Source organism: uncultured Albimonas sp. (assembly GCF_963977235.1).
Lineage (GTDB): Bacteria > Pseudomonadota > Alphaproteobacteria > Rhodobacterales > Rhodobacteraceae > Albimonas.
In genome coordinates this window covers 36,952-57,238 of sequence record NZ_CAXBOD010000028.1, presented here as the reverse complement: position 1 = coordinate 57,238, position 20,287 = coordinate 36,952, and the positions used below count along the sequence as shown (strand labels likewise).

The 20,287-nt window shown below is 72.5% G+C and carries 13 protein-coding genes; 3 read left to right on the top strand and 10 right to left on the bottom strand.

Features of this window, described 5'->3' with window-relative positions; genetic code table 11:
• Positions 1-28 precede the first annotated feature (28 nt).
• The 3 genes from AAC134_RS13915 to fabG form a co-directional block, all read right to left on the bottom strand.
• A complete protein-coding gene (locus AAC134_RS13915; protein ID WP_339949702.1) occupies positions 29-1,291 on the bottom strand; it encodes a PotD/PotF family extracellular solute-binding protein in 1,263 nt (420 codons plus the stop codon).
• A gap of 194 nt (positions 1,292-1,485) precedes the next feature.
• Complete coding sequence (locus tag AAC134_RS13910) at positions 1,486-3,426, bottom strand: primary-amine oxidase (protein ID WP_339949701.1); 1,941 nt, start codon at positions 3,424-3,426, stop codon at positions 1,486-1,488.
• A gap of 260 nt (positions 3,427-3,686) precedes the next feature.
• Complete coding sequence (gene fabG, locus AAC134_RS13905; RefSeq protein WP_339949700.1) at positions 3,687-4,460, bottom strand: 3-oxoacyl-ACP reductase FabG; 774 nt, start codon at positions 4,458-4,460, stop codon at positions 3,687-3,689.
• Positions 4,461-4,633: 173 nt separating this feature from the next.
• Here fabG and AAC134_RS13900 point away from each other — a divergent pair, with 173 nt between their 5' ends.
• The 3 genes from AAC134_RS13900 to AAC134_RS13890 are packed head-to-tail and all read left to right on the top strand — an operon-like array spanning position 4,634 to position 7,853.
• A complete protein-coding gene (locus AAC134_RS13900) occupies positions 4,634-5,629 on the top strand; it encodes a phosphotransferase (protein WP_339949699.1) in 996 nt (331 codons plus the stop codon).
• Between the two features lie 11 nt (positions 5,630-5,640).
• Entirely contained in the window at positions 5,641-6,948 is a 1,308-nt protein-coding gene (locus tag AAC134_RS13895; protein WP_339949698.1) for an aminotransferase class III-fold pyridoxal phosphate-dependent enzyme, read from the top strand.
• Between the two features lie 17 nt (positions 6,949-6,965).
• The gene (locus AAC134_RS13890) at positions 6,966-7,853 is read left to right on the top strand and encodes a proline iminopeptidase-family hydrolase (protein ID WP_339949697.1); all 888 of its coding nucleotides are present in this window, start codon (positions 6,966-6,968) and stop codon (positions 7,851-7,853) included.
• 146 nt (positions 7,854-7,999) lie between these two features.
• Here the strand turns inward: AAC134_RS13890 and AAC134_RS13885 are convergent, their stop codons facing one another.
• From AAC134_RS13885 to AAC134_RS13855, 7 genes are all read right to left on the bottom strand, one after another.
• The gene (locus AAC134_RS13885; RefSeq protein ID WP_339949696.1) at positions 8,000-8,524 is read right to left on the bottom strand and encodes a hypothetical protein; all 525 of its coding nucleotides are present in this window, start codon (positions 8,522-8,524) and stop codon (positions 8,000-8,002) included.
• A gap of 13 nt (positions 8,525-8,537) precedes the next feature.
• Positions 8,538-12,533, bottom strand: coding sequence for a hypothetical protein (locus AAC134_RS13880; RefSeq protein ID WP_339949695.1), 3,996 nt, complete (start codon positions 12,531-12,533; stop codon positions 8,538-8,540).
• 156 nt (positions 12,534-12,689) lie between these two features.
• Positions 12,690-14,804 (bottom strand): PQQ-dependent dehydrogenase, methanol/ethanol family, encoded by a 2,115-nt coding sequence (locus AAC134_RS13875; protein ID WP_339949694.1) that lies wholly within the window; start codon positions 14,802-14,804, stop codon positions 12,690-12,692.
• Positions 14,805-14,877: 73 nt separating this feature from the next.
• Positions 14,878-17,139 (bottom strand): molybdopterin cofactor-binding domain-containing protein, encoded by a 2,262-nt coding sequence (locus AAC134_RS13870; RefSeq protein ID WP_339949693.1) that lies wholly within the window; start codon positions 17,137-17,139, stop codon positions 14,878-14,880.
• Between the two features lie 14 nt (positions 17,140-17,153).
• Positions 17,154-17,597, bottom strand: a complete 444-nt coding sequence (locus AAC134_RS13865; protein WP_339949692.1) for a (2Fe-2S)-binding protein — start codon at positions 17,595-17,597, stop codon at positions 17,154-17,156.
• A 369-nt stretch (positions 17,598-17,966) separates the two neighbouring features.
• Positions 17,967-18,902, bottom strand: coding sequence for a helix-turn-helix domain-containing protein (locus AAC134_RS13860; protein WP_339949691.1), 936 nt, complete (start codon positions 18,900-18,902; stop codon positions 17,967-17,969).
• A gap of 398 nt (positions 18,903-19,300) precedes the next feature.
• Positions 19,301-20,287: a hypothetical protein gene (locus AAC134_RS13855; RefSeq protein WP_339949690.1), complete on the bottom strand. Its 987-nt coding sequence runs from the start codon at positions 20,285-20,287 to the stop codon at positions 19,301-19,303.

Below are 20,287 nucleotides of genomic sequence, written 5' to 3'. Positions count from 1 at the left end.
GCTGTCAACTCCGGCCCCCGCCCTGGGATCAGAACCCGCGCGAGCGCTTGGCCTCGGTGTAGAGGTCGTGCATCGCGTCGTAGTCGGGGTTGATGTCGAAATCGATGCAGCGGTCGACGAGCGTCTTCAGCTCGGCCCCGTCGGAGCCCCACATCACCGCGTCGAGCTCGTCCTGGGAGAACAGCCCCAGCACCGCCGGATCGCCCATCTGCACTACCGGGTTCAGCGTGCCCGGCGCCATGGCCGCGACCCGGTGGCAGGCCTCGGGCGTGTGGCAGTAGATCAGGAAGGCCTCGGCGAGCGGCGTCGGGTCGGGGTTGGCGACCTGGGAGGTGATCTCGATCCAGATGATGCCCGACTTGCCCATCGGCTCGGCGTCGGTCCTGGTCTCCTCGATGCCCTCCTTGGGGAGCACGCAGGTGATTTCGGACATGCCCTCCATGCGCGCGGCCGACACGGAATAGAGCGAGCCCGGGAAGCAGCCCACGATCTCGCCGGTGATCATGTCGCGCGCCAGCGTGGCGGCGTCGGCCGAGATCTTCTTGGCGTTCTTCATCACCTTGAAGATCATCTCCTCATAGGCCGCCATCTCCTCTTCCGTGTGCTTGCGGAAGGGCGAGAAGCCCGCGGCCATGCAGGCGTGCATGATCACCCAGTTCTCGTAGTCGAGGATGCCGTATTCGCCCGCGTGGCCGTCGATCAGGCCGGCATAGCCGCCGTCCTCGATCTCGCTCGCGTCGATCATCGAGGAGTTGATGGCCACCCCCGAGGGGCCGTAGCGCTGGATCATGCCCAGCAGCGCGCCGTCGTCGGCCATCGCCCATTTGTAGGGCCAGGCGAACTCGGGGACGTTCATTTCATACAGCGGCTCGAACTTGGCCTTGTCGAGCGGGGTGATCAGCTTGTTGGGATACAGGATTTTCCGCTGCCAGGCGTTGTTGAGGTTGATGATGTCCCAGGTCTTGGTCCCGCCCGAGCGCAGGTTGTTCACCGCCGAGGGATCCGAGATCAGCATCTGCGGGTTCACGTTCGCCCCGGTTTGGGTCGAGAACGGATCGAGCACTGGCTCCTCGGTGTAGCCTTCCCAGGAGTGGAGGTTGAGGTCCATGCGGAAGCCGCCGGACTTGAGCTCCTCGACGGTCTTCGCCCAGAGGTCGTCGGCGTAGGTCGCGCCCGGACCGGCCTTGACCCGGCCGCCGGCCATCGAGGCGGCGAAGCCGGCCCCCAGACCGGCGAGGACGGCGCGGCGCGAGGGACCCCGGTGGGGGGGCAGGAACTGGTTCTTGTTCATGCGGTGACTATTCCCTGTCTGGTCGATCTCCGGTCGGGGCTGCGTCCCCGATCCGCCGTTGGGCGCCCCGGCGACCGCCCCACGGCCGCCGACGCGCATCGCTGGTCAGGCCGCCGCCCATCGGGGGCGGCGAGGCAGATCTGCCGCCCGTGGGGGCGGCGGCGCAGATCTGCCGCCCACCGGGGGCGGCGGGGTCACTCGGCCGCGATGCCGCCGCAGCAGCCGGCGTCGGTGCTGGCCTCGTTGCGCTCGGGCGGCATGTTCAGCGCCGGGTTCATGTCGAAGAAGCCGTTGGGCATCAGCGTGAAGCCGGTCTTGACCACCGGCTGCACCGGGAAATCCTCGAGCCGGGGCATGTGGTGCAGGCCGAAGACGTGCCAGGCGACGATGTCGGCGCCCTCGACGGGACGCTGCTTGGCGATCCAGGCGGGAATGCCCTCGCTCCCGTCGGAGTGGTTCATGAACTCGCCGGCGGGGAAACGCTCCTCGGGGTCATAGGCGGTGACCCACAGGTCCTTGTAGATGAAGGGCATGCGCGAGCCCGACGGACCCTGCGGCTTGTTGAAGGCGGTGATCGAGCGGGTCGGCTCGAGCTTGAAGGCCGTGGGCCGGCCCATGCGGTTCTTCCCCTGGGCCGAGACGAACTTCCAATAGCGCTCCTTCTCCGGCGCCCGGGCGCGGCCGCCCTCCTGCGCGAGGGGCGTCTCCTGGATGTAGAAGGCGTTGCCGTAGGGGTTCTCGGGGCCCATCGGCGGGGCGATGGTGTCGCATTCCACGACCGTGCAGGCGTCGCCGTCGACCGCGAGGTCGATCCGCGCGCAGAACGTGTGCTGGTGGATCTGGCCGAGCACGCCCGGCGCGACCTCGGTGCCGTACTTGCCGGGGTTCCCCGGCTCGCAGCCGACGGTGTTGATGATGCCGGTGGCCTTCATCTCGAACTCGATGGTGCCGTCGAGCATGAAGTACCAGTAGGAGGCGTATTCGTAGTTTCCGACGGTGGAGATCGACGAGATCACCAGTTTCCGCGCCCGGCGCACTTCCGTGCGGTCGGTCCGGAAATCCCAGTGCTTCCAAAGGACGCCGTCGTCTTCTTCGTGGATGCAGATGGCGTTCCTGATCTTCTCGGGCGCGCCGTCGATGCCCGAGACATACCCGTCGAGATAGTGGATCGCGCCCAGGCAGTCGCAGCCCAGCTCCAGCGAGTTCGCGAGCTTGCCGAGGCCATATTCGCCGATGTCGAAGACGTTCTTGCGCGCGTGCTGCTTGGCCGGAGAGCCGTAGGGGACCACCATCTCGGCGATCGAGAGGCGGTAGAACACCGGCCGGCCGTCGAGCTTCACGTCATGGAGCGTCAGCCCCTCGCGGCCGTTGAAGCCGATCACCAGGTCCCAGTCGGCCCAGGTGATGCGCCGGCCATCCATGTCGAAGCTCACGCCCTCGGGCTGGACCACGTCGATGGGCTTGAGGTCCTTGCGGAAGCCGTCCTGGAACTGGGCTTCGTAGTTGACGTCCTCCTTGGGGACCTCGCGCACGCCGTAGTCGTCGATGCGGATCACTTCCATCTTCTTGACGTCGACGACCGGGTTCAGCCCCTCGATCGGGTGGGCGTAGAGGTTGTCGTAGGGCCCGGACTTGACCCAGCAGAAGGTGTGGGCGACGTGCTTGCCCTCCTCGCCCTCGACGCCGAAGTTGCCCGCCGACCAGGGGTCGACGCACACGAGGCTCACGTCCTCGATCCCGCGTTTGGCGCAGGCGGCCTGGAACTCGGGGTTCTCCTTCACGGTGGCTTCGATCTGGAGGAACTCCTCGGCCATGATCATCGGCCGGGCGCCTTCCACAAAGGTCTCGGACAGGATCCTGCCGGCCGAGAGCGAGACCACGTATTTCCACACGCCGATGCGGCCCATCTCGAAGACGTTGACGCGCGCCTCGCGGGGGAAGTCGTCGCCGGGCTCGAAGGCGCGGACCTTCTTCTTCGAGGGCTCCTTGAGCTCGATCATCTCGAAGCGCAGGGCCTCGGTCGCGCGGGCGGCGCGGACAAGGGCTGCGGCGGCGGCGATCTCGGACTCGGTCAGCGGCTCCAGAGGATGGGTGGGCGCGTGATCGGCTGCGATGGGGGTCTCGGGCTTGTTCATGTCCATCCTCGACTTCGGCGCCGTCGCTCGCGGCGCGAGGGTCTCCGTTCGGCTGCGCCGGAGGGCCGGCGTGCTGGGCAGGGGAAGGCTGCGCCTCGGATCGTCTTGCTGTCGACAAAAAATAGGCACGAGGTTTGTGTCTGGTCGAAAACTGCGCAGTATTGTCCGGACATGCCTGCAATAGAGGCGCCCGCTCTCGCATCGCGCGAGCGGGCGCGGCCAGGCTCCGCCGTGAGGCTGGCGGGCCCGGGGCCGAAGCCCTAGTCCAGCGCCTCAAGCGATTCGGGCAGGATCTGGCCGCCGTCGACCACCAGCGTCTGGCCGGTGACGTAGCCGGCCTCGTCGGACGCGAAGAACAGGGCCGCGTGGCCGATGTCGGCGACCGAGCCGATCTTCTTGAGCGGGATCGAGGCGGCCATGGTGGCGAGGTAATCCTCGCCCAGCCCGTCCAACCCCTCGGTCATCACATTGCCCGGCAGCACCGCGTTGATCGTGGCCCCGACCTTGGCGAGCTCGATCGCCGCGGTCTTCAGGAAGCCGAGCTGCCCGGCCTTCGAGGCGCCGTAGTGCGCCCACCCCGGGAACCCCGTCACCGGCCCGGTGATCGAGGAGGTCAGCACCACGCGGCCGCCGGGCTTGCCCGCGAACACCGGCAGCACGGCCTTGGTGCACAGGAAGGCGCTGCGCAGGTTGGCGGCCATCACCGCGTCCCAGTCCTCGGGGGTCATCTCGGCGATGCTCACCTGCGGGAACACGCCGGCGTTGGCGCACATCACGTCGAGGCCCCCGAAGGTCTCGAGCGTCGCCGCCGCCAGGCCCTGCACCGAGGCCCAGTCGGAGACGTCGCAGGCGTGGGTCGCCACGGTGGCTCCGCCCGCGGTCAGTTCGGCCGCCGTCGCCTCCAGCGCCTCCGTCCCGCGGGCGGCGAGCATCACCTTCGCGCCGCGGTCGGCGAAGACCTTCGCGATGCCCTTGCCGATGCCCTTCGACGCCCCGGTCACCACCACCACGCGTCCCTCGATCGATGTCAGCACGATCCCGTCTCCTTCGCTGCATTGCCGAGCGGGACGCCGCAATTCTTGTGCCATGCAGCATGGCTCGCTAGCGTCCGGGCGTCTGGCGCCGCGCTTGCACGTCCTGACAAGCAGCGGGCAAGCGACGGGCAAGCGGCGGACAGGCGGCGCAGCGGAAGAGGGGACGACGGCGGATGACGGGGCTCTACACGGACGCGTTCCTCGAGGATCTGCGCGCGCATGCCGGCGCGCTGGCCCCGCAGTGGGGGCTCTCGCCCGCCACGCAGGCGCGCCTGCTCAACATCTCCGAGAACGCCACCTTCCGCCTCGACGACCCCGCGGCGGCCGCCCCCGTGGTGGTTCGCGTCCATCGGCCGGCCTATCACTCGCCTGCGGAGATCGCCTCCGAGATCGCCTGGCTCGAGGCGCTGCGGGCCGAGGACGTGGTCGCGACCCCCGCCATCCTGCCCCTCGCCGCGGGCGGCAAGGTCGCCACGTTCGCGCATGACGGCGAGACCCGCCACGCGGTGGCCTTCGAATGGATGGAGGGGGCCGAGCCCGAGGCCGGCGCGGGCCTTGTCCCCGGTTTCCGCGACCTCGGCGCGATCTCGGCCCGCCTGCACGGCCATGTGCGGCGCTGGGCGAAGCCCGCGGGGTTCGTCCGCAAGACCTGGACCTGGGAGACGACCGTCGGCCCCGTCATGCACTGGGGCGACTGGCGCGCCGCCGAAGGGCTGGACGCCGAGGGCCGCGCGATCCTGGAGCGGACCTCGGAAGCCCTGCGCGCGCGGCTGGCGGCCTATGGCGAGGGGGCGGATCGGTTTGGCCTGATCCACGCCGACCTGCGCCTGGCGAACCTGCTGGAGAAGGACGGACGCCTGGGCGTGATCGACTTCGACGATTGCGGCTTCGGCTGGTTCGCCTACGACTTCGCCGCCGCGATCTCGTTCCTCGAGACCGAGCCCTACATCCCCGACCTCGCCGCCGCCTGGCTGGAGGGCTACGCGAGCGTCGCCCCCCTGCCGCCGGAGGCCGAGGCGATCCTGCCCCACATGGTCATGCTGCGCCGGATGCTGCTGACCGCCTGGATCGCCTCCCACGCCGAGACGCCGACCGCGCGGGAGCTGATGGCGGGGGGCTACGCCTCCGGCACGGTCGCGCTCGCCGAACGCCACCTCGCGACCGTCTGAGGAAGCCGCCCATGACCGCCGAACCCCGCGCGATCCTGTCGATGAACGCCTTCTCGGGCGAGGCGGGGGACGATCCGCTGCTGGCCCGGCGACTGGCGAACATGGGGGCGGCGGCGGTGCTGTTCTACGACCGGCCGGTGGAGATGGTCTCGGGGCAGGGCGCCTGGATGACCGACCGGGCGGGGGCGCGATATCTCGACTTCTACAACAACGTCCCTTCGCTGGGGCATTGCCACCCCGCCGTCGTCGAGGCGGTGCGCGAGCAGATCGGCCGGCTGAACATCAACAGCCGCTATCTGGTCGAGGTCGTGGACCGCTACATCGAGGCGCTGAAGGCGACCCTGCCGCCGGAACTGTCGAACGTGGTGCTGAGCTGCACCGGGTCGGAGGCCAACGACCTCGCCCTGCGGCTCGCCGAATGCTGGACGGGCAAGCGCGGCTTCGTGGTCACGCAGGCCGCCTACCACGGCAACACCGCCGCCACGACCGAAATCTCTCCCAGCGCCTGGAAGAAGGGCGGCGGGTCTGCGCGCATCCGCACGGTGCCGGCGCCCGACCCCGCCGTCTATGGCGAGGATCTGGCGGGGGGCTTCGCGAAAGCGGTCGCCGAGGCGGCGGCGGAGCTGGAGGCGTCGGGCCACGGCTTTGCGGGGATGATCTGGGACTCGATCTTCTCGTCCGACGGCGTGCATGCCGACCCCGAGGGGGTCCTGAAGGCGGCCGAGACCGCGATCCGCGACGCCGGCGGTCTGCTGATCGCCGACGAGGTGCAGCCGGGCTTTGCGCGCACCGGCGTGATGTGGGGGTTCGAGCGTCACGGGCTTGCGCCGGACATCGTCACCACCGGCAAGCCGATGGGCAACGGGTTTCCCATGGCCGGAACCATGACGCGGCCCGAGATCCTGTCGCGCTTTGTCGAGGACTTCGGCTATTTCAACACCTTCGGCGCCAACCCCGTGGCCGCCGCGGCGGGGCTTGCGGTGGTCGAGACGATCAAGGCCGAGGGCCTGGTCGCCCGCAGCGCCGCCGCCGGCGCCCGCCTGAAGGGCGAGCTTCAGGCCCTTGCCGCCGATGACCCCCGCATCGCCGGGGTGCGCGGCGCGGGGCTGTTCCTGGGGGTGGAGCTGGGCCGCGACGGCGCCCCGGACGGGGCGCTGGTTCGCGACGTGCTGGCCGGGCTCGGCCGTCGCCGGGTCCTGATCGGCGCAGCCGGCCGCTTCGGCGAGACGCTGAAGCTGCGCCCGCCCCTGATCCTGAGCGACGCCGAGGCGAGCCTGTTCGTCGAGGCGCTGGCCGACACGCTGGCCGAGACGCCCTGACCCCGGAAGGACCCCCGATGCCCGACTTCGCCGCGCCCGACGAGACCACCCGCATCAAGCTCGACACCGGGCACGAGGTGGTCGCCTACGCCTGGGGGGAGGGGGAGCCGGTGGTCCTGCTCTCGGGCGGGCCGGGCCTGCCCTGCCGCTATCTGGCCGAGCCGCATCTGCGGCTGGTCGAGCAGGGGTTCCGGGTGATCAGCTACGACCAGCTCGGCACCGGCGCCTCGCACCGGCCGGAGGATCCGAAGCTGTGGCATGTGGCGCGGTTCGCGACCGAGGTGGACCAGGTGCTCAAGGCGCTGGGCCTCGAGAAACCGCACCTGCTGGGCCACTCCTGGGGCGGCTGGCTGGGGATGGAGTTCGCCGTGACCTGTCCGGGCCGGCTGAAGAGCCTGACCCTCGCCGACACCGCCGGCGACATCCCGCATCTGGTCAGCGAGCTCAACCGCCTGCGCGGCGGTCTGGGGATCGAGACGGTGCGCATGATGCAGCGGCGCGAGGCGCTGGGCCAGTACGAGCACCCCGAGTATCTGGCCGCGATCACCCTGCTGAACTACCGCCACATGTGCCGGCTGGACGCGTGGCCCGAGCCGATGACCGCCTCGGTCGAGGACTGGAACATGGCCCCCTACTTCGAGGTGCAGGGCCCCAACGAGTTCCACTACATCGGCAATCTCAGCCACTGGAACCGGCTGGAGGCGCTGGGGGGCTTCGACGCCCCGGCGCTGGTCCTCTGCGGCGCCCACGACGAGATGACCCCGGCCTGCGCCCTGCGCCTCGCCTCGGCGATCCCGGGCGCGGAGATCGAGGTCTTTCCAAACAGCGCCCACTGCCCGTTCTACGAGGAGCCCGAGGCCTATTTCGCCCGCGTCGGGGGCTTCCTGAAAGCCGCCGCGGGCTGAGGGCGCAGCGCCGCAACGCGACGCCTCGTCCGCTCGTCGCCGCGGTTCCGGGCGGCCCGTTGCGGGGTCGCGCCGGGGCGCGGCGCGCCCGGCGTCAGCCGATCCGCACGCGGCCAGGGCAGCGCGGGGGAGGCGGGCCGGCCGCCTCAGACCTCGTCGAGACCGGGGATGACCAGCGGGGGCAGGGGGGGCGCGTCGTCCCCGTCGCCCTCCTCCGGCTCGGGCTCGGCATAGGCGTCGAGGTCGAGGCTCGGCGCGTTCAGCGGGCGGATCGCGTCGGGGGCGGGCGTGTCGTCGGAGCCCAGCGGCAGGGGGGCGGGCAGGGGCGAGGCGAAGGCGGTCTCGTCGAAATCCAGCTCCAGCGACAGGGCGCGCAGGGCGTAGGCCTTCAGCTCGACAAGGAACTCCGGCGCGTTTCGGGGCACGCGGCGGTGGGAGATTGCGCCGGGCTCGCCGGGCCAGGGCTCCTTGACCGCCACCTCGTCGCGGGCGTTGAGCGGGTCGATCAGACCGGCGAGATAGTCGGCCATCCCCGGCCGGGAGGTCGCGACCGCGATCGCGCCGCGGGCGTCGATGCGCCCCTCGCCCAGCCGCGTGCGGCGGCCTTCGGGGTCAAGCCAGGCGATCGCGATCGGGGTGGCGGCGGCGTCGTGCATGCGCTCGGGATCCATCGTCTGGTGCTCCTCAGATCTGGGCGGGGGCTTCGGCCCGGTTGCCTGCGAGGGCCACGTCGGCCTGCGCCGCGTCTGCGCCGGCCTCGCCCTGGGCAGGCGGCGGGGGGCCCTGGACCAGCGCGCGGACGCCCTTGCCCGCGGCCCAGGCCTCCCACTCCAGCGGCTGGGTCTTGTAGGCGTGGTGACCGCCGGTCTCGGCCTTGATGTATCCGCCCGAGGCAGAGTTGGCCTGGAAGATCCGGGCCTGATCGTATTCGGGGTCGTCGGGGTCGATCAGCCCTTCCTCCAGCCGGCGCACCAGCTCGGCCTGGTAGTTGTGCACGTTCTCGTGGACCACGGTGTCCAGCATCTCGAGGAAATCGTCCATCATGGCGCTCGGGTGCCCGTTGATCCGCACCGTCTGCATCGCCGCGTTGAAATAGCCCGAGGGCGCGGGCATCGCCGCCTCGAAGATCTCGACCGTGGCGGGGGCCATGCCGTAGATCTCGCACTCCACCGCCACGGTGCGCTGCAGAGCCTCGACCCGCGCCTCGAGGGGCAGGTCCTTCCAGTTGGCGCGCGCGGCCTGCAGGTCCTCGTCCTCGGCGATGCGGCGCGCCAGCTCCTGCTGGCGGCCGGTCTCGAGGGCCAGGAACTCCGGGCTCGGCGTCATCGCCTCGTAGAGCCTGGCCTGCAGCGGGGCCTCGTCGGGGTCGAGCCTGCCGCGTCCGGCGCGCAGGTCGGCGAGAAGTTGCAGCTTGGCGTCGGTCGAGAGGGCGCGCAGCTCGTCCATCGGGCGGGCCGCAAGCTCGGCCTTCGCCTGCGCGCGGGCGGCCTGCGCCTTCGCGGCCTCGACCTCGTAGAGTTCGGCTTCGAGGTCCGCGGCCAGGGTCGCGCCGTCGCGGGGATCGACCGAGCCTGCGGGCAGGGTCACGGTCGCGCGCGCGGCGTCGAGCTGGGCCTTCGCCGCGGCGTCGAGCGCCGGCACGGCGGCCAGCGCGCCGGCGAAGTCCTGCAGGCGCATCTTCTCGTCGACGACGACGCGGGCCTCCTCGCGCGCCCTGGCCAGGCGCTTGAGTTCGGGCGTCAGCGGGGCCAGCGCCTCGGCCTGCCGGCGGGCGGGCCGGCCGGCGGCCAGGGCGGCGTCGACGGCGTCGAGGGCGGGGCGGGCCGCGTCATGCTCGGACTTGAGCGCGAGAACCTTGTCGACGGCGTCCAGCAGCGCGGGCCAGGCCGCGTTCGCCTCGGCGTAGCGATGGCCCTTGTAGGCGGCTTTCCAGGCCAGGTAGCGCGGGCCCAGGACATGGATCGCCTGGGCCACGGCCTCGGTGCTCGGGACCATGGCGCAGGCCGTCGTGACGTCGCCGCCGCGGGCCTTCCAGCCGGCTTTCAGCGTCGCGAGCTCGGTGTTCAGCGCGTCATGGGTGGGCCTGTAGGCGTCGAAGGCCCGCAGCGTCGCCTCGATCGCGTCGAGCTTCTGGCCGGCCTCGTGCCAGCGCTCGGCGGTCTTGAGGACGGTGAACTCGGCGGTCTGGGCGTCGAGCTCGGCGCGAAGGCGGGCGCCCTCGGGGTGCACGTCGGTCGAGAGGGCGCGGGCCTCGCGGAGCCGGTCGGCGAGCGCAGGGTTGACGCGCGCCTTCACCCGCTCGCCCAGCGCCCGGGTCGTCTTTGCGGTCTTCTTGCGCACGGACTTGATCCAGAGGGCGATCTTGCGGGCCGCCTGCCACCACGAGATCGCCTGCATCCAGCGCCGGTCCGCGGCGCTGTCGCGCGCGAGGGCCAGCGTCTCGTCCATCCGCGCGAGGTCGGCGTCGAGCGTGGGGCGGTTGGCCTCGGCGATGGTGCGGGCGGTCTGGCAGATCGGGTCGGTCCTGGCGATCACCGTCTGCAGGGCCTCGAAGGTCTTGCGCGCGGCGTTCCGCTCGTCCGGCTCGCGGGCCAGCATCGCCCGCGCCGCCGCCTCGAGCGCGTCGAGGCGCGCCTGCCAGTCGGGATCGCCCTTTGCGTTGGCGTCCGCGAAATCCTCGTGGGCCGCGACCAGCGCGTCGCGCGCCTTCAGGCCCCTGGGCGTCGAGGCGCGCACCTCCAGCGCCTGGTCCAGCAGCGGCTGCGCCGCGCCATAGGCCGCGGCCGAGGCGGCCTGGTTGGCGCGCGCCGTCGTCTCGAGCGCGAGAAGCGCGGGGATCTGGTCGACCACGTCCTCGGCGGCGCGCAGCGCGGTCTCGGCGGTGTCGAGGTCCGCGGCTCTGGCGGCGGCCTGGTAGGTCCGGTCGATGGCGCGCACCGCCTCCTTCCAGTCGGCGAGCCTGGGGCTCGCCGCGGCCTGGCCGGGAATGGGCGCCATCGCCGCCGCCACAGCGTTCCAGCGGGCGTAGATGTCGTCCTGGCGCGTCTGCGCCGCGTCCGCCCGGGGCTTGAGCGCGTCCAGCGCGTCCATCGTGGCGTCCAGCTCGTCGGCGAGCGTCAGGCAGGCGGCCCAGTCATGGGCGTCGCGCGCTGCGATCATCTTCCCGTCGAGTTCCCGCCATCGCCGGTGCAGGGCCAGCGTCTCGGGCAGGGCGTCCGGGACAGGGGCCATGGCCGCGCTGCGGGCCTGCAGCGCGCCGAGCCGTTGCAGGGCCTGCGCCTCGTTGGCCTTGAGCGCGTCGAACTCCGGCTGGCGGGCGACCAGGACCCGGGCGTCGATCACCGCCAGGCGCAGCGTGGAGAGCGCGCTGTCGTAGGCGTGGCGGGCCATCTCCTCGTGGTGCCATCTGTCGGTCGACGCGAAGGCGGCGATGTCCTCGGCGAACGCGCCGCCGATGTCGTAGATCCTGCGCGCGGCCGAGAGCAGGTCGGCGTGTCTGGCGGCCTCGGCCAGCACGCGCGCGCGCAGGGTCTCGGCGGCCTCGACGGCCGGAGCCTCGGCGCGGAGGTCGCCGGCGACGGCGGCGATGCGGGCGACCACGTCGGCGGGCGCGGCGGCGAGGTCGCGGGTGGCGATCATCTTGTCGAGCTGCGCCTTGAGCCGGTCGAGCTGGCGGTGCAGCGCCTCGGCGCGGCGGGTCCCGCGGGGCACGGCGTCGGCCGCCTCGACCTCGGCGCGGATCGCCTCGAAGTCGACGCGGGCGGCCGCGATCCGGGCCTCGGCCGCCTCGGCGTCGCGCAGGGGGTCGGGTTCGGCGGCGACGGGGTCGTCCCTGAGCAGGTCGGCGAGCCGGACCAGCGTCTTGATCGCCGAGGGAAGCTCGCCCGCGGCCGCCTTGAACTCGGCGAACTCGAGGGTCGTGCGGATCATTGCGGCGGTGGGGACGCCGGCCTGGATCGCGGCCGCCGCCTTGGGGGCGATCTCGTCATGGGCGGCGGCGTAGCGGGCGCCGAGCTCGTCGGCGCGGCGGCGCTGGGCGAGGTCCTTCAGGCGGCTCTCGACCCGCTCGGCGATGCGCACGGCCCTGGCGAAGTCGCCGCGCCCGGCCGCCTCCTGCGCCAGGCCCAGCGTGTCGCGCACGGTCGCGGGATTGCCGGCCCGCCCGGCGAAGACGTCTTCGAGCAGTTGCTCGAGCCGCGCCGCGGCGCCGGTCCATTCGGCGCGGGCGGTCGCCTGGGCCTCGTCCTCGTCCTCCGACACGACGGGGTCGGTCCGGGGGGGCGCCGTCCGGGTCCGGGCGTCCCGCGCGCCCGCGTCGGGGGCCTCGCCCTCGAGCATCGCGCCGGCCGCGTCGCAGATCGCGACCTTGCGGCTGGCGCCCACCACCGTCCTGAAGAATTCGCGCAGCTTCTCGGCGAGGCCGGCGGCGGGCGTCTCTTCGCAGCAGAGGCGCAGGACGCCGCCCTCGAGCCGCATCTCCCCGCGCGCGGTCCGGCTCTTGCCCACGCGCTGCTTGGCGAGACGCTCCTGCTCGGCCGGGCTCTTGCTTTTCAGGGCGAGGAACACCGTGTCTGCGGGCTTGGCGGCGATGCACAGGCCGAAGGGGCGGGCGGTTCCGGCCGCGGCGGAGATCGCGGTCTTGAGGTCCCTGACCTCCTGCTCCGTCATCGGCTGGCCCATCGCGCGCGCTCCTCCTGCTGCGGGGTGTGCTCATGGGTGACCGCGCGCGCGAAGAAGGTTCATGCGGACGACGAGGCGCCGCCGCGAAGGTGGGGGAGGGCGCCGCGCCCCGGGGGTCCGGGGCGCGGCAGGGTCGGCGGGCGGGGGGCGGCCGCCTCACTCCCTGGGGTGGGTGATGTCGACCACGCCCTGGATGAAGGCGGCGATCTTGGAGATCTGCGCCTCGCTCAGCTTGCCCTCGAAGCTGGGCATGCCGCCGTCGGTCAGCGCGCCGCTGAGCACGACATGGGGCAGGTCCGAGATCATCGCGGGGTCCGAGTAGCCGAGGTTGGGGACGTTGCCGCTCTTGCCCAGCGCCGGCGTGCCGTGACAGGTGGCGCAGTTGGCGACGTAGAGGCCCTGGCCCTCGGGGATGTCGGCGGGGTCGTACTCGACCCCGCGCAGCAGGGTCAGCTCCCGCTCGGGGACCGCGAACTCGGGCATCTGCGCGTCGCCGCCCAGCTTGAAGGTGAACACGGTGCCCGGGCCGACGGTCTCGGTGTGGCGGCCCTGCACGCCGTAGGCGCCGCCCCATCCCGCGGCGATGGTCACGTACTGCTCGCCGTCCTTCGACCAGGTCATCGGGGCGGCGATCACGCCCACGCCCAGCGTGGTCGACCACAGTTCCTCGCCCGTCTGCGCATCATAGGCCAGGAAGCGGCCGTCCGACGCGCCCTGGAACACCAGCCCCCCCGCGGTGACCAGCGTGCCGCCGTTCCACGGATAGAGGTATTCGCGCCGCCAGGCCTCGGACTGGGTCTCTGGGTCCCAGGCGATCAGCATGCCGCGCGCCTGGCCGGTGGGGGCCACCGCGTTGAGGTAGAAGCCCAGGTTCCAGCCGTTGCCCGAGCCGTAGGAGTTGGCCGAGGCCTCGTTGAAGGTGCGCTCCATGTCCGGCATCAGCGTCAGGGGCACGCCCTGGGCGGGGATGTAGACCAGGCCAGTCTCGGGGCTGTAGCTCATCGGGTGCCAGTTGTGGGCGCCGTAGGCCGAGGGGGTGACCTCCACCGCCTGGCCGGGCCTGGGACGCGCGCCGACCAGCTCCACCGGCCGGCCCTCGTCGTCGTAGTGCGAGGCCCAGGTGGCGTGGGCGAAGGGCTCGGCCGAGAGATACTCGCCCGTCTCCCGGTCGAGGATGAAGAAGAAGCCGTTCTTGGGCGCCTGCATCAGCACCTTGCGGGCCTCGCCCTGCCAGTCGATGTCGGCCAGGATGATGGTCTGGGTCGAGGTGAAGTCCCAGGTGTCGCCGGGGGTGTTCTGGTAGTGCCAGCGATACTCGCCGGTGGCCGCGTCCAGCGCCACGATCGAGGCGAGGAACAGGTTGTCCCCGCCCTCGGGCGAGCGGACGTCGCGGTTCCACGGTGCGCCGTTGCCCACGCCGATATACAGCAGCCCGAGGTCGGGGTCGTAGGCCATCGCGTCCCAGACGGTGCCCCCGCCCCCCATCTCCCAGTATTTGGCGGAGGGATCCCAGGTCTCGGCCGCCATCTTCATGGCGTCGTTCTCGAAGGGTTTTCCGGGGTCGCCGGGGACGGTGAACCAGCGCCAGGCCTGCTCGCCGGTCTCAACGTCATAGGCGGTGACGTAGCCGCGCGCGCCGTATTCGGCGCCGCCGTTGCCGATGATGACCTTGCCGTCGATCACCCGGGGCGCGCCGGTGATGGTGTAGGACCAGTCGTGGTTCCAGACCGTGTCGACCTTCCACAGCCCCTCGCCGGTGGCCGCGTCGATGGCGTGCAGCACGCCGTCGTAGGCGCCCACGAAGACCTTGCCGTCCCAGATCGCCACGCCGCGGTTGACCACGTCGCAGCAGCCCTTGTAGCCGGTCTCGGGGTCGACCTCGGGGTCATAGACCCACAACTCCTCGCCCGTCACGGCGTCGAGCGCATGGACCACCGACCACGAGGCGGTCACGTACATGATGCCGTCGACCACGATCGGGGTCGCCTCGACGCCGCGGCGGGATTCCATGTCGTGCGACCAGGCGAGGCCCAGCTCGCCCACCGTCTCGCGGTCGACCGACGTCAGCTTCGAGAAGCGCTGTTCGTCGTAGCCGAGACCATAGCTGAGCCAGTTCTCGGTTCCGCCCTGGGCGTTGGCGGCGATGGCCGCGCCGTCGATGCCGGCCGTGGCGGCGCGGATCTGCTCGGGGCTCGGGGCCTGGGCCTGCGCGGGGGACGCGCCGGCCAGAACGAGCGCGGCCAGCGCGCCCGGTATCGCAAGGGATCTCATCTGTTTCCTCCCAATCGGTTGTCCGATTTTCTTGTCCCGCGGGGCCGCCGGCGGAGGCCGCCCCGCGGTCTGCTCAGGCCTTCATTGCGGCCTTCACCTTGTCGGCGGTAATCGGCAGGGAGCGCACGCGCGCCCCCACCGCCCTGGCCACCGCGTTGCCGATCGCGGGCGCCACCACGGTGACGCCCGGCTCTCCCGCGCCGGTGGGGTAGGCGCCCGAGTCGAGCACCGCCACGTCGACCTGGGGCATGTCCCACATCCTCAGCGGGGTCAGCCGGTCGAAGTTGTCGGCCTGGATGGCGCCGTTCTCGAAGCCCACGTCCTCGAACAGCGCCATCGACAGCCCCCACAGCGCCGCGCCCGAAAGCTGGGCGCGCACCCCGTCGGGGTTCACCGCCGTGCCCACGTCGGTGGCGAGCGTAAGCCGGCGCACGGTGACGAAGCCGTCCGAGGGATCGACCTCGACCTCCGCCGCGCAGGCGGTCCAGGAGGCCGCGCTCCGCTCCTGCGCCGCGGAACAGGCGAGGCCGACGGCCACGTTCGCCTCGCGCGGCTGGGCATAGCCGCCCCGGTCCGCCACGTCCTGCAGCACCCGCGCGAGGCGCCTGGCGCCGCCGGTCATCGCCCCTTCGCCCGCGTTCTTGCCCGCGCCGTCGAGCAGGCGCAGGCGCAGGGCCAGCGGATCCTCGCCGAGCTCCGCCGCGACCTCGTCGAGGAAGCTCTCGACCGCCCACATCTGCCAGCCCGGCCCGACCGAGCGCAGGTGGCCCGGCGGCATCGCCGACTGGGCGAGCTGGTTCAGCGACAACAGCGCCCGCTGGTCGGGGATCGTGTACCAGTGGTCGGCCCCGTTGATCGCGAACCCGTCGAGCTTCTTCTCCGGGTCGCCCGAGAGGTCCGGCGTCAGGAACGCCGGCGCCTGCCGGGCCGAAGCCCAGGCCGAGGCCGAGTGGCTCTTCCAGGCCGTGACGGCGCCGTCCTTGAGCCCCGCGGTCAGCCGCACCGTGGCCGCCGGCCGGGTGAAGTCGCACAGCGTGTCGACCTCGCGCGAGTAGACCAGCTTCACCGGCGCCTCGACCGCGCGGGCCACGTGGCAGGCCATCACCACGTAATCCGCGTCGAGCCGCCGCCCGAAGCCGCCGCCCAGCAGGCACTGGCGGAAGACGATCTTCTCGGGCGCCACGCCCAGCGCCTGCACCAGCCCGGTCATCAGGGTCTGGAACTGGTTGCCGGCGTGGATGTGGTAGGTCCCGTCGCGGATCTCGACGGTGGCGTTCATCGGCTCCATCGGGGCGTGGACGTTGACGCCGGTGGTGTAGTCGGCGGTCAGGGTCGAGGCGGCGCCGGCCAGCGCCGCGTCCACGTCGCCGTCGTCGACGAACAGGCGCGTGTCCTCCTCGGTCTCGATCAGGCGGCGGGATTCGGCATGGATGTCGGCGAGCGAGACGTTGGCGTTGGGGCCCGGGTCATAGTCGACCTTCAGCGCCCTGGCGGCCTGGCTCGCGGCCCAGTAGCCGCTGGCCACCGCCGCGACCCAGCCGGTCTGCACGCCCAGCGGATCCTCGATCACCACGTGGCGGACATAGCCGGGGACCTTCGCGGCCTCGGTCTCGTCCACCGACAGGACCTTCGCGCCGTAGCGCACGGGCGGGGGCGCGGGCACGGCGACGAGCATCCCGGGCAGGGTCACGTCGATGCCGTAGACGCCGCTGCCGTCGACCTTGGCGGGGATGTCGAGCTGGGCCACCTGCTGGCCAACCACCCGACGCTCGGCGGCGGGCTTGAGGACGAGGGCGGCCATCTCCTCTTCGGAGAACGTCCGCGGGCTGAGGCCGGAGGCCGCCAGCTCGCCATAGGTGATCTGCTGGCCGTTGCCCGAGATCACGCCGTCTTTCGCCGAATAGTCCTCCGGCGCGCCGCCCAGCTTCGCGGCGGCCATCTCGATCAGCGCCATGCGCCCCGCGGCGCCGGCGCGGCTGAGCGCGTCGAAGGTCCAGTTCACCGACCACGAGCCGCCGGTCAGCATCAGCCCGTGGCGCGGATCGAAGCCGACGTAGGCGAGGTCGACGTTCTCCCAGCCGCACTCCAGCTCCTCGGCGACCGTCTGGGCGAGGGCGCCGCCGACGTGCTGGCCCATCTCGGCCTTGGTCACGTGGATCACCACGCGGCCGTCGGCGTGGATGTCGAAGAACAGGCTGGGCGAGATCATCTCGGCGGAGGTCGAGGCCGTGGCCGCTCCGGTCGTGGCGGCGTAGCCCATGGTCAGCGTGGCGCCCGCGGCGCCTGCGCAGACCAGGAAGCCCCTGCGCGTGAGGGGCATGCGATGGTGGGTCATGTCCGGCGTCTCCCTCAGCCCGCGGCGGTTTCGATGGCCGCAAGGATGCGGTCGTAGGTCATGCAGCGGCAGATGTTGCCGCCCATGTGGGAGACGATGTCCTCGCGGGTGGGGGCGGGGTTGCTCGCCAGCAGGGCGGCGGCCTGCATGATCTGGCCCGACTGGCAGTAGCCGCACTGGGGAACCTGGGCCGAGATCCAGGCGAGCTGCAGGGGGTGGCGGCCCTCGGGGTGGAGGCCCTCGATCGTGGTCACCTCGGCGCCCTCTGCGGCCGAGACCGGGGTCTGGCAGGATCGCACCGCGACTCCGTCGAGATGCACGGTGCAGGCGCCGCAGAGCCCCGCGCCGCAGCCGAACTTGGTGCCGGTCAGGCCCGCGGCCTCCCGGATCGCCCACAGCAGGGGCATGTCGTCGGGCACGTCGAATTCGCGCGCCTCGCCGTTGAGGGTCAGTTTCATGGCTTCCTCCCGTCACCGCGGACTCTTTTCGCGCCGCGCCGGGAAGGGGGCCCCCGCCGGACCGGTTCCGGCGAACGGGGGCGAGCGTGAGGAGGGCGGACCGCGCCCCGGAGGGGGCGGGTCCGCCGGCCTGGCGATCCGGCTGGGCGCAGGGTTCCTGCGCGAAAACGTTGCGCCCCGCGGGCCGGGGCGTCTTGGCCTATCGCGCCACGCGGATGGGATTCGGACGACATGGTCCCGCCCGGGGGCGGTCGCCCGGACCGCGTGCGGCGCCGCCCGGAGGGGCTGCGCGGAGGGACTGCATCCTGGGCCTGGGCCTGGGCCTGGGCCGGGGCCGGCGGGCCGGCGCGCGTCCCGCGCCGGGCCGGGTCAGGCGGGGGCGGGTTGGGCGCCTTCGCCACGGGCGTAGGCCAGGGGGGTGCAGCCGTGCAGGCGGCGGAAGGCGCGGTTGAAGTGGCTCAGGTCGTTGAAGCCGGCGGCGTAGGCGATTTCGGCCACCCGCGGGCGGGGGCCGTCGGCGGCGCCCGCGCGCAGCGCCCGGCGAACCCGGTCCATGCGCCGGGCCATCAGCTCGGCCGAGAAGCTGGTGCCGCGACCCAGCAGGTCGCGCTGCACCTGCCGCTCGGACAGGCCGGCGCGCGCGGCAAGCGCGGCGAGCGAGAAATCGGGGTCCGTCGCGCCGCGCTCGATGGCGTGGATCAGGGCGACGGCGCGGTCGCCGCCGCGGTCGATGCGGTCGAGCGAGGGGGCGGCCGGATCGCGGCGGAAGGCGAGGCGGGCGAGCTCGATCAGGAAGCCGCGGTTGGCCGCGTCGTCGAGGCCCTCGGTCGCGATGAAGCCCATGGCGTCGTGCAGGGCGTGGCCGCGCGCGTCGTGGGCGGGGCGCGCCTCGCCGACCGCGATCTCGCCGGGGGCGTCGCGCATCAGGGCTTCGCGGGGGACGTGGAGGGTGGCGGTCTCGGCGCCGCCCTCGCCGTAGCGGATGGCGACCGGCAGGCGCGAGTCGATCAGCGCGCAGTCGCCCGGGCCCAGCCGGCAGAGGCGGCCGTCGTGCTCGAACTCCAGCCAGCCGCGGAGCTGGCGGGCGAGGTAGAGGCAGTCGACGTCGTCGCGCCGGATGCAGGCGCGGTCGCGGGCGAGGCGGGCGTAGTTGGTGAAGATGTGGCTCATCGCCATGCCGCCGAGACTGAGCTTGCCGAAGCCCGCGCGGCGGCGGGCGAGGTCGGGCCCGGGGTCGACCTCGAAGTTGCCGCAGAAGCTGCGCAGCGTCTCGCGCCACGCCTCGAAATCGAGGTCGTCCCGCATGATCCGAAATCCTCCCAACGCCGCGCCGGGTAGTCCCCGGTCGTCTGCGCCGCGCGTCGGGGCCGTTCTTCGGCCCTCGCCTTCCGCCCGGCGTCGTCGCGCAAGGATAGCGAAGGGCGCCGTATGGGTAAACTTCCGCGTGCAGGTCGGCGGCAAGGGCGGGGTCCCTCGCCTGCCGCCCGTCCCGGGCCTCCTCGTCCCCCGGGCCGACGCCGAAAGCGCGCCGCGGGCGGGACCGCGTCGCCCGCGCGAGGGTCGACGCGGCGCGTTCCTGTCCGGGAGACGCCGCGTCCGGTCCGGGGGCGGGAGGCGCCGCGACCGGCGCCGATCCGGTGTCGCGGGGGCGCCCGCGGCGCGGGGCGGGCGTCGGCGCCTGGGGGGGAGCGGCGCGGGGCGGCTCAGTCGGCCATGCGGGTGGCGAGGCGATAGTCGGTCAGCTCCTCCTCCACCAGCAGATACATGTCCTGGGGCGGGGTCTGGAGGGAGTGGACCATGATCACCGGATCGACGCCCATCTCGGCGAGGTAGGAGAGCGTCTCGCCCTGGCCCTGCTGGATCCGCTCCACCGCCAGGAAGGCCGGCAGGATGGTCGATTCGTCGTAGTAGTGCTGGTGCAGCCCCACCCAGGCGGTGCGCGAGACGATGCGCTCGACCCCGCCCGCCAGCGCGTAGGGGCAGGCCGAGAGGCAGGCCGCGTCGGGCAGGGCGAGGGTGTTCAGCTCCAGCTCCCGCAGCCGCCGGCCGATGGCCAGCGCCTGGTCGACCGCGCCGCCGGGGCTGTGCAGGGCCACCGCGTCGGGGGGCTCGGGCAGGCTTTCGACATAGCCGCGCAGGCGGGCGGCGGCGCCTTCGTCGATGCCCCCGGCCGCCAGCATCACCCGGCCGAATTCCTGCGTGTCGTGCATCGAGAATTCCAGCCGCCGGGGCAGCGTGGCGGGCAGGCGCACCGGCCCGTCGGAGGGCTGCTCGGGGCCCAGACGCGAGGGCACCTGGCCGGGCGAGAACGGGCGGCGCTGGTCGCCGGGGGAGACGGGGGTCTCGGGCCGGGTGCGGATGCCGTCGCGCCCGGCGAAGTCGATCTCGCCCCAGCCGGTCTCAACCGCGACGAGGCCCGCCACAAGCACCTGGGCGAGAAGGCACAGGCGCAGGACCAGCCGGGCCGAGGGCAGGCGGGAGAAGGGCGGGCGAGGGGGCGACGCGCCGGACGCGTCGCCGGGATCGGGCGCACGGGAGGCGGGCGCCCGGGGGTGGGACTCGCGGGGATGGGCCTCGCGGGGATGGGCCTCGGGGGGGTGGGACCCACGGGGGTGGGAGTGATGGGGGTCGGGCTCGCGGGGGGCGGGGCCGAGGGCGGCGGGGTCCGCGGCGACGGGCGAGACGCTCAC